This is a genomic window from Mycobacterium sp. pV006, from assembly GCF_041287115.1.
Lineage (GTDB): Bacteria > Actinomycetota > Actinomycetes > Mycobacteriales > Mycobacteriaceae > Mycobacterium.
Genome location: NZ_JBGGKT010000004.1, coordinates 1 through 13,615, shown reverse-complemented (window position 1 = coordinate 13,615; position 13,615 = coordinate 1). Strand labels below are relative to the sequence as shown.

Here is a 13,615-nt window from a genome sequence, read left to right as displayed (position 1 = left end):
GTATGAATGTGGTTGCAGCAGAATAGGAACGCGGCGTCCCGCCGCAGCGGCTATGCGGTGCGCTCGGTGTCGAAGGCTTGCGGTCCGCGCAGCAGCGCCGGCGGCATGGGTGCGCCAGCCGCAGGGGTGTCGCCGGCCTCGGTGCCGGCGGCCAGGATGCCTTTGACGGTGCGATACCGCGGATCGCCCACCTCCAGGGCCCGGGCGCAGGCGGCATCCAGGCGCGGGGCGCCGTAGCGGTCACGTAGGGCGATGATGCCCTGGATGGCGCGCAGTCGATGGATGGCGTTGACCTCCGACAGCTCCGCCACGATGGCCACCGCGCTGGGTCCGATCCGCTCGGCCTGGGTGCGGCACCACGTGACGGTGCGCAGGGTGTGGGCGACCTTGTGCGGCGGGTAGTGCTCGAAGTTCGTCGAGCGCCCAGACAGATGTAGGACGTGGGTGGCCACCACCGCGTCGTGGTGGAAGATCTGCACCACGTCCCCGGCGGCGCGGACGGTGACTTTCTGGCCCAGCAGCCGCCAGGGCACCGAGTAGAACGCTTTCCCGGATTTGACGTGACAGTCCGGGGCCACCGTGCCCACGGTGTAGACGACAGGTTCAAACGGTCTGCGCGGCAACGACATCAACGAATCCCGCTCAACAGAGTTGAATACCGATGCCGGGGTGGCACCGTCGAGGCCGCGGTGCTTGTGGGTACCGTAGACCTCGGTCGACCAGCGCAGTCCCTCACGCTGCATCTGCGTGATCGACTCGAACTGGCGGCCGGCCCAGAACGAGTCGCGAATGTAGGGCATGGGTCGCTCGACACGTGGTTTGTCTTTGGGTTTGTTGGCCCGCGCGGGGTCGATCAGCGCGCCGTAGAACGCCGCCAGCTCCCCGTAGGCCAGGTTGATCAGCGGGTCATACAGATCGGGGCGGATCACTCCGGTCTTGAGGTTGTCACAGACCAGCCGGGCCGGGACGCCTCCGAAGAACTCGAACGCCGCGACATGAGAGGCATTCCACGAGCGTTGATCCATCCGCAGCACCGGCTGGATGAACAACGACCTCGAGCAGGACAGGATCATCGCGAACACCCACACCGCCACGCGGCGGCCCGTCGCCGGGTCGAGCCACATCCCCAACTTGCCGTAATCGATCTGGGCTTCGCTGCCCGGGTCGACCGCACCGCGGGGCACGGTCACCTTCTCTTCGAGGTGCTGTTCGGCGAATCTCGTTGCGATGTAACGCCGCACCGTCGACTCAGAAACATCCACACGCCGATCATCGCGCAGGCGTTGGGCGATGGTGGCCACCGTGACCGGCACGTCGAGCTGCTCGGCGATCCACTCGTGGTGCACCGCGATCTGATCCCAGGTCAGCGCCCGCACGCTCGGATCGATCAGCTCCGGGAACCACCGCCCGATCCGATCCCGCCACACCTGCTCATCGAAGGGCTCCTCCGGCGCGGGCTCCAGGCCTTCCGCGATGGCCGGTGCCACATACTTGCGGATGGTTTTGCGGTCGATACCCAACGCGTCATAGATCTGCACCTGGGATCGGCCGGCATGCCAGTGCCGGAACATCTCCACAAAGTCGGTCACGTTCCACGATCTCCTCGCCAACTCAAGGCCCCTTCCAAGGCCCCGGGCGGGGCTCTTGAACGGAGCGAACCTGAGCAGCACCCCAACCCCGACCGGACACGCCCCAAGGGGTGGGGAATTACGTGACGGCGGGTGAGGAAATACGTGACGGACAACCCCTCACACCTGGGGAATTACGTGACCGCTGACAGCACTTGAGGACATCGCGGTCGAACTCGGATTCACGCGTCGCATCGGTAAAGCAGCGGGCACAGCAATCAAAGAGGTACAGGAGTGCGTGTCGCCGAAGGGTGGAGTTCCCTGGGGACGCGTACTCACCGCCGCCGCTGGGGTAGCCCTGCTAGCAGCCGGCCCGGTCGGACTAGCTGTAGCCGCGCCGGCGGGGGTGTTCGGGGCGGCAGCTGTCACCAGTAGTCTCGCTGCATTCGGACCCGGTGGGATGATTGACCCCTCCCGGCGTTTCCGGAGGCTCCCGATCTTGGGAGGATCTGAGTTATGGGACGTGTCAGCAAGTACCCCGAGGAACTGCGTGAGCGTGCGGTGCGCATGGTCGCCGAGGTGCGCCCGCAGTACCCGTCGCAGTGGGCGGCGATCACCGCGGTCGCGGGCATGTTGGGGATCGGCACACCCGAGACCCTGAGGACCTGGATCCGGCGCTCGGAGATCGACACCGGCCAACGTCCCGGTGTCACGACGCAGATGTCCGAGGAGAACAAGGCGTTGCGCAAGGAGATCGCCGAGCTGCGTCGGGCCAATGAAATCTTGAAAGCAGCGGCGATTTTCTTCGGGGCCGAGCTCGACCGGCCCGGGAGACGGTGATCCGGTTCATCGCCGAACACAAGGACCACCAGGTGGTCGGCCCCGACGGCGGGGCCGGGCTGCGCTGGGGTGTCGAGCCCATGTGTGCCGTGCTCTCCGAACATGGCATCCCGATCAGCCCGTCGACCTTCTACGAGTGGATCGTTAAGACCCCGACGCGGCGCCAACTGCGTGACGCCGAGATGGTCGAGATCATCACCGCGGCAAGGGAAGACAAGAAGAAGGGCCGGTTCGTTCAGACGTTTGTTGACCGTCTCTCTGGATGGCTATCACGGGGTGGCCATTCGTCATTGGTCTTGCCGATGTGATCGGTGGCGTGGCCCGCTGGCTTGAGCTTGGTGGTGTGCACCATCAGTGTGATGAGAAACTGATGGGTGCGCGGCACCCCGCCGAAGTCTTGGCGGGCTCGCAGGGTGCCGCGCTGTAGTGCACGGAGGCACTGATGGTGACGGTAGAGGCTGATCTGGTCTGCGTCGAGTCCCGGTTGGCAGCTGGCCAGATCAGCTGCCCGGCGTGCTCGCAGGGTGTTCTTGGCGGCTGGGGATTCGCCCGCACTCGCCGTGTCGTCGGTCTGGCCGGTGCGGTTCGGCCGCGGCGGGCGCGGTGCCGGTCGTGTCTGGTGACCCATGTGTTGTTGCCGGTCACGGTGTTGCTGCGTAGGGCTTATGCGGCACAGGTGATTTGGGAGTCTTTGTCGCTGCGCGGCCACGGGCGGGGGTATCGGCAGATCGCTGAGCAGTTGCGGGTTCCGGCGGCCACGGTCCGCGGCTGGCTACGTCGGGCCGGCGGGCGACTTGAGGCGGTTCGGGCGCGGTTCCTCATGGTGGCGGTTCGAGTCGGGATCGATGTGACGATTCCCGACGAGCGGAGCAGTCCCTGGGGTGACGTGGTGGCGGCGGTCAACGCCGCGGCGGCGGCGATCCGGCAGCGGTTCGGACCGGCCGGCTTGGTGGGCGCGGTGACGCCGGCACAGGTGCTGGTCGCGGTCAGCGGCGGCCGGCTGCTCTCACCGGGCTGGTCCTGGATGCGGTAGGTCCGGTACGCAACACCAGTTGCCTCTGACGCGGCGCGGCGTGATCGGTGATCCTCGCGAAGGCACCTGCCCGGCATTGGTTTCGGGCAGGGCCTTCGACTGCGAGGAGGGCACTGCGGTGTCATTGGAGGAGCACAAGCGTCGGGAGCGGGCCCAGGCGATCGGACTGTTCCGGTATCAGCTGATCTGCCCGGCGCTGGACGAGGGGTTATCGACCCGCCAACGGGGTCGGCTGGTCCGCGAGATCGCCGAACGTCGCCATATCGACCCGTTCGGCACCCAGGTCCAGATCGCGCGAGCCACCCTGGACCGTTGGATCCGTCGCTACCGGGCCGGCGGGTTCGAAGCGTTGGTGCCCGAGCCGCGCCGGCTGGCCACCCGCACCGATGTGGGGGTGCTGGAGCTGGCCGCCTCGTTGAAGCGGGAGAATCCGTCACGCACCACCGCCCAGGTGGCCCGCATCCTGCGCACCGCGACCGGATGGGCACCCTCGGAATCGACCCTGCTGCGCCATTTCCATCGCTGCGAGCTGATGGGCTCGGCCGCCGGTGGCGCCAGGGAGGTGTTCGGCCGGTTCGAAGCCGCCGACCCCAACGAACTGTGGGTCGGGGATGCTCTGCACGGTCCGCGGGTCGGTGACCGCAAGACCTACCTGTTCGCCTTCCTCGACGACCATTCTCGGTTGGTGGTCGGTCACCGGTTCGGGTTCGCCGAGGACACCGTGCGTCTGGCGGCCGCGCTCAAACCCGCGCTGGCCGCCCGCGGCGTGCCAGCCTCGATTTATGTCGACAATGGTTCGGCGTTCGTCGATGCCTGGCTGCTGCGGGCGTGCGCGAAACTCGGTATCCGACTGGTACATTCGGCGCCCGGGCGCCCGCAGGGACGGGGCAAGATCGAACGGTTCTTCCGCACCGTGCGTGGGCAGTTCCTCGTTGAGGTCACCGACACCACCACCGAGGACCTCGCCGCCGCCGGGGTCGATCATGCCGGTGCGCTGTTGGAGCTCAACCGGCTGTTCATGGCCTGGGTCGAGACCGAATACCACCGCCGCACCCATACCGAGACCGGGCAATCCCCACTGGAGCGCTGGGACACCGGCTGGGACCGCCTTGGTCACACTCCGGAGTTGCCGACGGCGGCGGATCTGACCGAGGCGTTCTTGTGGTCGGAATTTCGGGTGGTGACCAAGACCGCCACCGTCTCCCTGCATTCCAACACCTACCAGGTCGACCCCGCCCTGGCCGGGCGCCGCGTGGAGCTGGTGTTCTCCCCGTTCGACCTGCAGACCGTCGAGGTCCGCCACCGCGACCAGAGTTTCGGTGCCGCGACACCGCACACCATCAGCCGCCATGCCCACCCGAAAGCCCGACCCGAGACCGTCGAGACCCCGCCGGCAACGACGGGGATCGATTACCTGGCGTTGACCGCTGCCGCCCATCACGAGCAGCTGCGTGAGGATGAACGTATCGGCTATCACGCCCTCTACGGAACCGACTCCGACGACGACCAGGTCGCCGCTCAGCTCTCGATCACCGACCTCGCCCCCACCGAGGACGAGTTCGAGGACGGGGTGTCGGCGTGAGTATTCAACGGCTGCAATCACATTGGGGCTTCACACGGATGCCGTTCGGGCGGGATCTGGCGCCGTCGATGCTGCACCGCCACCCCGGCCACAGCGAAGCGATCGCCCGCATCGGCTGGTGTGTGGACCAATGCGCCATCGGCGTCATCACCGGCGAAGTCGGCGCTGGCAAAACCGTCGCGATCCGCGCGGCAGCCACCTCCTTGGATCCGGCGCGCCACGTAATCATCTACCTCGCCAACCCCACCATCGGGGTGCGCGGCATGCTCACCCACATCGTGGCCACCCTCGGGCACACCCCGGCGTTTCACACCGCCCGGCTGGCTCCCCAAGCCGCAGACGCCTTGGCCGCCGAGCACGCTGAACGTGGCCGCAACCCCGTGTTAGTCGTCGATGAAGCCCACCTGCTCGACAACCATCAACTCGAAGCGATCCGGCTGCTGACCAACCACGACATGGACAGTGGTTCACCGTTCGCCGTGGTCCTGGTCGGGCAACCCACCCTGCGGCACCGACTGCGTCTGGGTGTTCTGGCCGCGTTGGATCAGCGCATCGCCGTGCGCTACACCCTGCCCGGCATGACAGCGGCCGACACCGCCGACTACATCGGGCATCACACCAAGATCGCCGGCCGCTCCGATGCGCTGTTCGCCGACGACGCGATGACCCTGATCCACAACGCCTCCCGTGGACATCCGCGTGCGGTCAACAATCTCGCCCTGCACGCGCTCACGGCCGCGTTCGCCGCCGGGCACTCCATCGTCGGGGAGAAAGCCGCCCGCATCGCCATCAGCGAAACAGCAACCGACTGAACCCGACCCGCTTCACCACGGCTACAACCACATCACCGCGACAAGGATCCCGTCACCGAGACCACCAACGCCCCGCTCGCCACAGTCGAGCGGGGCGTTCTCATCAGTGCACCGTCATCAACACCGATGACGCCGACATCGTCGTCTTCAACGACGGCCAACAGACGTTGGGATCGCGCAAGTTGTGGATCTGGCTACGCGGCCAGGGCCACGACGTGGCGCGTTGCACGGTGGAGCGGATCATGCGTGAACGGGGTTGGGAGGGTGCCCGGTACGGGTCCAAGCACAAGACCACCGTCGCCGACGACACGCACCAGCGTTACCCAGACTTGGTGGACCGCCGGTTCTACGCCTGTGCGCCAAATCGCTTGTGGGTAGCCGACTTTACCTATGTGGCGACGTGGACGGGGTTCGTCTACGTGGCCTTCGTCATCGACGCCTACAGCCGCCGTATTGTCGGCTGGCGGGCCGCCCGGTCCATGACCACCGACCTTGTCCTTGACGCCGTCGAGCATGCGTTCTTCACCCGTACCCAGGACGGCACCACCAGCCTGCGCGGGTTGATTGCGCACAGCGACGCGGGCAGCCAGTACACCTCGGTGGCGTTCACCCAGCGCCTCATCGACGAAGGAGTGGATCCCTCCGTCGGCTCGGTCGGCGATGCCCTGGACAACGCGTTGGCCGAGACGACGGTCGGGTCGTTCAAGAACGAAGTGATCCGCCGGCAAGGCCCGTGGCGGGACGTCAACCAGGTCGAGCTGGCCACCGCCGAATGGGTGGTCTGGTTCAACACTGAGCGGCCGCACGAGTACCTCGACGACTTCACCCCCGAGGCCGTCGAGAAGCTCCACTACGATCACAAACGCACCCCACCGAAGGCGGGGTGATTCAAACGAATGCAGCCTCCGGACTCGCCGGGAGGGGTCAGATGGGCGGGCTTGCGATGCTTGGCGGGCTCGCAAGTACAGGCGCCGCAGCGGCGGCCGCAGCAGCTGTCTCGGGACCAGGCAGTCAAGTAACCGGTCCCAATCTGGAGAGCCTGATGATGCGCGTCGCGGTCGAGCACGCCCGCAAAACGCTCGATCTACCGCATGATACGACTCTTTGGTACCAGCTGACGGATTTCGAGAGTCAAGTATCAGCGGCTCTTAACCGGTTGCAGGCCTTCAATGACCCGAAGTCGCAGAAGCTCCTTTAGCTCTCTGCGGCGCAATCAGCGATTAACCTCCTGCTGCGGTTCATGATCGAGAAAGGCCTGTCACCGACGGCTATTACCGACGGCGAGCCACGACGACTGGAGCAATAGCGCCGGCACGATTCTTGCCGCACGCAGATGCGATATGCGTCCGTGGCGGGAGGCGACCCTCCGAACCTGACCAAACAGGCGATCGATTCAATCGAACGGGCCGTCCTCAAGCTGATAAGTGCCGACCTTAATCGACTCGGCCAACCAGCCCGGAAACTCTCGGCGAGAATCCTCCGGTGGTCCCGATGCAAGATACTGACGGAACAGCTCGTGTACATCGACTTCCGAGCCATCCCGCGTATCGATGTACCACTCAGCCAGAACATCGTTGCGCTCGCGACTTGAGCCCAGATCGGTCATGACGAACTCAACAAGCCTCTCAGCCCAATGAACCCAATGCCGTGGATCCGCTGCCCCCCGCGAAACAGCTCCCTTGTCCGCGGCTCCCACAGACATTGTGGTGTAACCGCACAAGTCAAACTCTGGCCAGGAATAGGTCAGCACCACCTCGTGGTCGTTGGACCAACTTAGGACACCGCGCGCCGGTGAACCCGAAGCGAAAGACAGGTTGTTAAGGATGCTGATGTCTTCCGTCCAGCCCGCCGTGTGGTCGCCGTCCCAGTCGAATGACACGTCGTACGCGACTGGAGGCTCTTCGCCGAATACAGACAACCATACGGTGACATCGATCCGTCCAGGCTCGATTACTTCAGGCATGTGATCGGCGGGATCGACTTGCCACGGATCAAGATCCAGCGTGAACCCACCGTCTACTGGATTGAGTTGGTGAGCATCAATACCGCGCTTGCTGAGGTTGATAGCTTGTTCCAACGACGCACCATTCTCCATATAGTCCACTGCGTCCCTCGCATTGAGGCCACCCGCAACGGCCTCACACGCAACGTCCAACGACACCCCGTTCGCAAGGAAGTAGAGTGCATCCGAGGCCGATACACCGCGCGTGAGCCACTCACGAGCAGTCTCGATAGAGACGCTCAATCCGCTAAAGCCAGCGACTTCCGCACCTGATATACCGAGGGACAGCCAGTTGCGCACTGTCTGCAGCGACATTCCGAGGCTGACGAGTTCCACAGCGGCCGACGCCTGCACTCCTGCTTGGTGCCATTCTTTAGCCGAACCGGCAGGAATATCACCCCGCCAGTAGATTTCGGCCGCGGCTCTGCTTATTCCGCGATCGATCCATTCTTTCCACGCTTCGTGCGGGATAGGAGTTCCGTACCACGCGTAAACGTCATGACCGCGAACACCGCTGGCTAGCAACACACGCAACTCATCGATTGCCAAGCCCTGCTTCAAGAGCGCGGCCAATTCCGAGGTTGAATCAGTAGCCCCTTCGGCACCCGGCTGTTCCCACATATCGAGCAGCGCCAGAGCATCTGCAATGGAGAACTGTGTATTCAGATGAGGGAGGAGTTGCTCAATCGATTCGAGGCCAGCCGCCGTCCAAGACACGTAGTCTTCGGCAAGAATCCCTTTAGCCTTGAGTCGCCGCGCGAGCCGAAGGCCGGCGAGTCCGTCCACGCCAGCATCCCGCCACTGTTCATACTCCTCGAGACTTAGCTTCGACGTTGAGATTTCGTGAAAATATTCCGACCTGAGGGCGTAAGGCCCGAAGACCTCGATCCACCGTTGCGCCTGGTCTGCCGTCTTGTATGCGGCGATGGCCTGAGCCACAATCTTGTCGTCGAAGCCTAAGCGCTTGAACTGTGATCTAACAGCATCCCGGTCTCCGCTCTCGCTATGTGTCGTTGCGTCCGCCACTATCGCGACTCCTTTCTACGGATTCCTAACCGAGTCGCGCATCGGTTTACTCTCCCGCGGCCCGTTTCGGAACTTACGACGTGATCCGTTGTCCGCAGTCCGCCTGTTCCACGAACGCATTCAAGCTCGATATCAACCGCATGTCCTCCACGGAACGGGCGCGCGTGCGCAGCAATTGTTCAGTGGATACCACGTGCGCGAGGCACCGAGCGCGGCTGATCGCAACGTTCAACCGCTTTCGCGAGAACAAGAAGTCCGAACCGCGGGTCATGTCCGCAGAGCTGGACGTCGTCATGCTGTAGAAGACGACGGCAGCCTCCCGTCCCTGGAACTTGTCGACAGTGCCGACCGGCACAGCACGCAACCGGTCATCTTGACTGAGTCGCTCGCGGATTATGCGCACTTGGTCGTTGTATGGAGCGACGACCATGAAGTCACTTGGCTCGAGCGGCGCAGTGTTGCCACCTTGGTTGGTCCACGGCGTACCCATCAGGTCAACGATTCGCTCGACGATAAGATTCGCTTCCTGCTCCGACGATGTCCTACACCCCACATGATCACTGCGGATCCAACGCAGACCGGTGCCGTGAACGGTCGACTGCGTTGTGCAGGAGGCATGGCTGGCGAGACGGCCATCGTAGAACTGTTGCGAGATAAAGGCAGTCACGTCGGGATGCATGCGTCTGGTCTCAGGGAGAAACACGCCACGGTCAGCACTCAGTGTCGCGCGCTCCCCGATTGCATGATCGAGAACACTGACGCCTGAGCCGTTCGGATGCGCGGCCTGCGCTACCTGCGGTAGCTGTTGCGGATCACCGAGCAGGATCAAGTTCCTTGCAGCGGTCGATGCCGCGAGCGCATCAGCTAGCGCCATCTGGCCGGCTTCATCTATCAACAGAACATCGACTGGCGCAGCACGCATGTGAGGTGAGGAGAATAGCCATGTTGTACCGGCGACGAGGTTGTAGTCACCGCTTGCACAATTGGCATTATCACGACAGTAGGTGACGTGCGGAAGCTGAGCCGCGCCCTCGCTCGGCTTCCGGGCGGCGCGAAGCGCTCCGATGTCACCATGCTCGTCGAACGTCGCAAGGATGGCCTCCAGCAGATTGCCAATTGCATGATGGCTCGTGGCGGTGATCCCGACACGCGCGCCGGAGGCGATGAGCGTATAGACGAGTTGTGCTGCGGTGTAGGTCTTTCCGGCTCCCGGCGGACCTTGTATCGCGACGTAAGACCTATCAAGTCGCGTGGCCCATTGCCGCATATCGGCGAGGTCGGCGGAGAAGCCACCACCGACGAGGCCGTCGCCAACGAACTTCGGCAAATCACGCCGAAGTAGAGCCATCGTCACTTCGTTAAGGTGTTGACGATCAAGGATGTCATCGGTAAATGACTGCAGCGCCAGCGCTTTTGGTGTCCCATCGACCCACTCGTACAACACGACCGATCGAGGAACGACGTTCGCCTCTTGCATCTTCTCGCCCCAGACGAGTTCGACGGCGTGTTCTTCACGGTCCAATTTGGAGACGGTGAGCGTCCATGTCTTCTCTTCGGCACCGAGCATCGCAACTGTCCCGCCTTCACGGGGGAAGCGGTCAAGGTTCTGCTGGGGAAATTCGAACCGCATTGCGGGTGTGATCGGCTTGTCTTTAGCGCCGAGCCGCTCGACGAGACCTATCGGCTGGAGTACGGCGATGGTATCTGGGTCGTCGATCAGCTCATCGGTCTCCTGCTGCAATCTCGCTTTGATCGGAGCGTGGTAGGCCATGTACTCGCGCCACCAATAGCCCAGGAGGTCCCCGAGGAAGTGTTCAACGCTGCCCGCGGGGTAGGCATGCAGCTTGGGTACACGCTCGTCGAGCGCCGGAATACCGGGTGGTGGCTCGATTTGCGCCGCACGCCATTCGAGGTCTGAGGGTCTCTGGTCGATCAACCAGTCACGAAGTGCCATCGTCGCGCGCACGTCGTCTTCGTTGTAGGCAGCGATGGGGACGAGGGACGAAGCGTCACCATCGCGCATAAACTGCTCATATTGGACGACAGCTCCCGCCCCTTTGTCGATGTCGTGACTGCGGCGGAAGTCGGTGAGTCGCTCCAAGTGCTTCAGCCCATACGATTCGGTGCCGACCTGCAGACTGTTGCGTGCCACGAGATACAGGTCGATGAACGCACCCGTCCTGACGAGTTCCGCCAGATCCTGTTCGCCGACGCCGTAGGTCTCGGCCAATGCCGTAAGCGCTGTACGTTCGGTGTGGTTGTAGTGGTAGACGTGCATATTCGGGAATCGCGCCCGCCGCTGAGCCAGGTAGTCGATCAACTGCTGCGCCGCTACCGCCTCCTGCGGCGCGTCGTGTGCCCACCAGCTGCGATAGACCCAATCCCCCTGGCCGTCCTGCTCGATCAGCCCGAATAAAAAGAACAGCCCTGTATCCGCACGCCAGAACGGGTGACCTTCGAAGTCGAGGAAGACATCCCCATCGTCGGGAGCGGGCATCTCGTCAAAACCGTGGCCCCACACCGGATCGGCAGCCGGGGTGACGACGTCGTACGGCGGAGCATCCTGTAAACGGGCCAGCACTTGCAGTTCAGCTTGACGCATCAGGCGGTTCAATCGCTCGGCCCGAAGAGCGCCAGGCACTGGCGGCCGCGCTGCGAGGTCGGTCAGCGTTGTGATGCCCGACTCGACGAGAGTGTCGACCTCGGTCTGCAGGATGCCGGCGATGTAGATGAGCGAGTCCTCGGCTCGCCACTGCTGTTCACAGATGGCGTTGAACTCGCAGAAGGCGCAATGGTTGCACCGCCGGGGCGTGGTGTCGACTGACGGGCTGGCCGTCATCGCCTCAAATAGTTGGCTGCGCAATCGTCGCCAGTATGGTTGGAACTCGTTAACCCGCAATGATTCCCGACGCGCCGATCCGAGCCAAACGTGCACCTTCTCCGGGACAGCGCCGGTGAGATGAGCGATCGCTTCTGCGTAAAAACATAACTGTAGGACGTGACCGGGCTTTGCTTCGGTACGAGTCAGCTTCGCATCGACAGGCTCGAAGGATGTGCGGCCGTCGGGCGTGGTAACCCGTTCGACGAAGTCGGCGATGCCGCGGACGCCATCGTGCACGAATGGCATCTGATAGACGACGTCGTGGTCCATCTCAAGCGGATTGCCTATCCGCTCAACCCAGGCGGTGAAGGTCTCGCGCTCACGACGAGGCGGTACCTCGAACACAGTCTTACCTCGCTGGCGATACTCTTCGAGGCACTGCTGCTCGTGAGCGATACCCTTGTCTGCGAGGAGCCGCGCGAAGCTGCCGAATGTCGGAGTCGGGCGCTCCATCGAGCCCTCATCGACTCGACTCGTGAGTGTCAAGTAGTGCGGGCACTCCAGCCACGCGCTCACCTTGGATGGCGTCACCACTCGCTCGTAAACTGACGGCGGCGTTGTACGCCCCTCCGTGGCTTCTCCCCCTTGCATTAGCACCACTGTAGGTGCAGGCTGACACCGGCTGCAGCTTTGACATGTTCCTGGGGGTGGAGACCCTGAGGGGATCAGAGCATCCGCAAGCTCGCCGAGCGTAACAAGCTGCTGGCGGCGGGCCACGAGCTCGACGAGGTATGCCGGCACCCGGAGATCGCCGAGTCGACCTGGCACCGCTGGGTAACCCAATACGGCGGTGTGAAGGCCAACGACGCCAAGCGGCTCAAAGAGCTCGAAGCCGAAACGCCCGGCTCAACAAAGTGGTCGCCAACCAGGTCCTCGACATCGACATGCTCAAGGAGATCTCAGCGGGAAACTCCTAACCCCGAATCGCAAGCGCAGCGCCGTGACGATGCTGGGCGACCGGTTCCGGGTATCGCCACGCCAAGCCTGCACCGTGGTGGGCCTGCACTGTTTGCGATGTGCCTGACCCAACCGCCAATCAGCACCGAGGAGGTCGAGCTGCGTGTCTGGCTGCGCAAGATCTCCACCGACGGCCCCGGTGGGGATGGCGGCGAGCAGTTAAGATGGCTCGCCGAGCGGGGCTGGCAGGTCAACAACGAACGCAGCCGCCAGCTGTGGCGCGCTGAAGGCCTGCGGGTGCTCCAGCGTGGCGTTGACCGGCATCGGCGTCGTCGTCGGGGCGATGTCACCGCCCCGGCCCAACGTCATCTGGGCAATGGACTTCTAGTTCGACACCACCGCCGACGGTCGTACGCTCAAAATGGCCCGCGTGATCGACAAGGTCACCCGCGAAGCGCTCGCGATCGAGGTCGACCGATCCATCAACGCCGACGGCGTCGTGGCCGTCCTGGACCGCCTGGCCATCATTCACAGCACACCGACCTACGTGCGCTTCGACAACGGACCCGAGTTCGTGGCTCATGCCGTCAACGACTGGTGTCGATTTAACAGCGCGGCTTCGCTATTCATCGATCCCGGGTCGCCTGGCAGAACGCCTGGGTCGAATCGTTCAACGGCCGGCTGCGCGACGTACTGCTCAACGCGTGGCGATTCGATTCCTTGCTCAAAGCCTGCGTGATCATCGAAGACTGGCGCCGCGACTACAACGCCAACCGACCCCACAGCGCCCACGGCGAACTCACCCCCACCGAGTTCGCTCTACAGTGGACCACGGCCCACGGGTCTGCTGCACGCCCGGGTGACAGTCTCGGTCACGCGGCCTGACTGGCCAGTGTGTCGACGGACATGAAAAGCTGCCCACTGGCGGACATGAAAATGCCCATCCGCGGCCAATAAGTACTGCCCATCGGCGG

7 protein-coding genes and 3 pseudogenes are annotated in these 13,615 nt (G+C 63.7%); 7 read left to right on the top strand and 3 right to left on the bottom strand.

All coding sequences use genetic code 11. From position 1 onward, the window contains the following. Window positions 1-50: 50 nt before the first annotated feature. Entirely contained in the window at window positions 51-1,589 is a 1,539-nt protein-coding gene (istA, locus tag ACAG25_RS07770) for an IS21 family transposase (RefSeq protein WP_370487783.1), read from the bottom strand. A 495-nt stretch (window positions 1,590-2,084) separates the two neighbouring features. Here istA and ACAG25_RS07765 point away from each other — a divergent pair. The 6 genes and pseudogenes from ACAG25_RS07765 to ACAG25_RS07740 form a co-directional block, all read left to right on the top strand. After that, window positions 2,085-2,620 (top strand): annotated as a pseudogene (locus ACAG25_RS07765) (transposase); the annotation flags it as partial. Window positions 2,621-2,850: 230 nt separating this feature from the next. After that, window positions 2,851-3,441 (top strand): hypothetical protein, encoded by a 591-nt coding sequence (locus tag ACAG25_RS07760; protein WP_099962891.1) that lies wholly within the window; start codon window positions 2,851-2,853, stop codon window positions 3,439-3,441. 118 nt (window positions 3,442-3,559) lie between these two features. Next, complete coding sequence (locus tag ACAG25_RS07755) at window positions 3,560-5,023, top strand: DDE-type integrase/transposase/recombinase (protein WP_370487782.1); 1,464 nt, start codon at window positions 3,560-3,562, stop codon at window positions 5,021-5,023. A 38-nt stretch (window positions 5,024-5,061) separates the two neighbouring features. Further along, a complete protein-coding gene (locus ACAG25_RS07750) occupies window positions 5,062-5,835 on the top strand; it encodes an ExeA family protein (RefSeq protein ID WP_226522213.1) in 774 nt (257 codons plus the stop codon). Window positions 5,836-5,984: 149 nt separating this feature from the next. Next, a pseudogene (locus tag ACAG25_RS07745) lies at window positions 5,985-6,722 on the top strand (IS3 family transposase); the annotation flags it as partial. A gap of 41 nt (window positions 6,723-6,763) precedes the next feature. Then, window positions 6,764-7,033, top strand: a complete 270-nt coding sequence (locus ACAG25_RS07740) for a hypothetical protein (protein WP_370487781.1) — start codon at window positions 6,764-6,766, stop codon at window positions 7,031-7,033. Between the two features lie 195 nt (window positions 7,034-7,228). On the opposite strand, the gene ACAG25_RS07735 is transcribed toward ACAG25_RS07740, so the two are convergent. Both ACAG25_RS07735 and ACAG25_RS07730 read right to left on the bottom strand, forming a co-directional pair. Continuing rightward, the gene (locus ACAG25_RS07735) at window positions 7,229-8,863 is read right to left on the bottom strand and encodes a hypothetical protein (protein WP_370487780.1); all 1,635 of its coding nucleotides are present in this window, start codon (window positions 8,861-8,863) and stop codon (window positions 7,229-7,231) included. A gap of 73 nt (window positions 8,864-8,936) precedes the next feature. Beyond that, window positions 8,937-12,197 (bottom strand): TM0106 family RecB-like putative nuclease, encoded by a 3,261-nt coding sequence (locus tag ACAG25_RS07730; RefSeq protein WP_370487779.1) that lies wholly within the window; start codon window positions 12,195-12,197, stop codon window positions 8,937-8,939. 219 nt (window positions 12,198-12,416) lie between these two features. Here ACAG25_RS07730 and ACAG25_RS07725 point away from each other — a divergent pair. Next, window positions 12,417-13,526 (top strand): annotated as a pseudogene (locus ACAG25_RS07725) (IS3 family transposase). Window positions 13,527-13,615: the final 89 nt, after the last annotated feature.